1 protein-coding gene is annotated in these 1,294 nt (G+C 64.1%); it reads right to left on the bottom strand.

Annotated features, from left to right (window positions below; genetic code table 11):
- Positions 1-98 precede the first annotated feature (98 nt).
- Positions 99-1,294: MFS transporter (locus EOA22_RS33910; protein WP_127390629.1), on the bottom strand; the 1,196-nt coding region annotated here is incomplete at its 5' end.

Genomic DNA, 1,294 nt, shown 5'->3' on the forward strand with positions numbered 1-1,294 from the left:
GGCGCAATGCGCGGAAAACTCTGCGCTTTTGGCAATTGGTTGCGCCATTGCGGCCGCACGCGAAAGCGCTGCACCAAGGCAAAGGGACAGGACGGAATTTATCTCCGCATCAGGCGGAAAAATCGATCTGAATTTCCCGGCGAGTGCCCGGAAACCTCCGCGCCCGCACCTGGCGGGAGCACGAGAAAACGCAGCGCCGCCACCAGCCCGATGGCGCCGATCACCAGAAAGGCTACTCGAAAATCCACAAGATCGAGAGCGGGGCGATCCCTGACGATCTGCGACAGATTAAGGATCGCCGCCGCCACCGCGACGCCAAACAGCATCGCCACCTGCTGCAGCATCGAGGACAGCGTCGCCGCCGAGCTTCGTTGCGACGCATCGATGTCGGCGAAGGCCAGCGTGTTAAGGGCGGTGAACTGCATCGAGCGCGACAGGCCGGCAATCAGCATCAGCGCCACCACCAGCGCTTGCGGCGTCTGCGGCGAGATCGCTCCGCAAGCCATGATCGAGGCCGAGGCGATGATGCCGTTGACGACCATCACTGAGCGGAAACCGAAACGGCGCAGCGTCGGCGTGGTCACCGTCTTCATGCCGAGATTGCCAAGGAAATAGGCCAGGATCATCAAGCCGGCATCGACAGGCGAAAGGCCGAAGCCAACCTGGAACAGCAGCGGCAGCAGGAACGGCGTGGCGTTGATCGCCACCCGGAAAATGGTGCCGGCGGCAAGCGTCGAGATGGCGAAGGTCAGCACCTTGAACGAGGAGAGATCGAGCAGCGGATGCGGCGCGCGCCTGAGATGGCGCACCGCCAGCCAGCCGAGGACGATGCCGGCTACGATCAGCAGCGCTGTCGGCAGCACGCCGTCCTCGGGATGCGCGATACGCTCGAGACCGTAGAGCAGCAAGGCAAGTCCCGCCGATGTCAGGAAAAAACCGGGCCAGTCGAGCGGCTTGGGGTCGGCCTCGCGGTCGCCTGGGATGAAACGGGCGACCAGCGCCAGCCCGATCACGCCGAGCGGGATGTTGATGAAGAAATTCCAGTGCCAGGACAGATAGGTGGTGATGAAGCCGCCGAGCACCGGCCCGACCACCGGCGCAAACAGTGCTGGCCAGGTGATCAGCGCCGTGGCGTTGAGCAGTTCGGATTTCGGCGCATTGCGCAGGACGAGAATGCGCCCAACCGGCGTCATCAGCGCGCTGCCGAGCCCTTGCACGACACGTGCGGCGACGAACTGGGTCAGGGTTTGCGAGAGGCCGCAGGCGAGCGAAGCCAGGGTGAACAGGACGATCG

Source organism: Mesorhizobium sp. M7A.F.Ca.US.014.04.1.1 (assembly GCF_003998745.1).
In the GTDB taxonomy this organism is placed as follows: Bacteria; Pseudomonadota; Alphaproteobacteria; order Rhizobiales; family Rhizobiaceae; genus Mesorhizobium; species Mesorhizobium ciceri.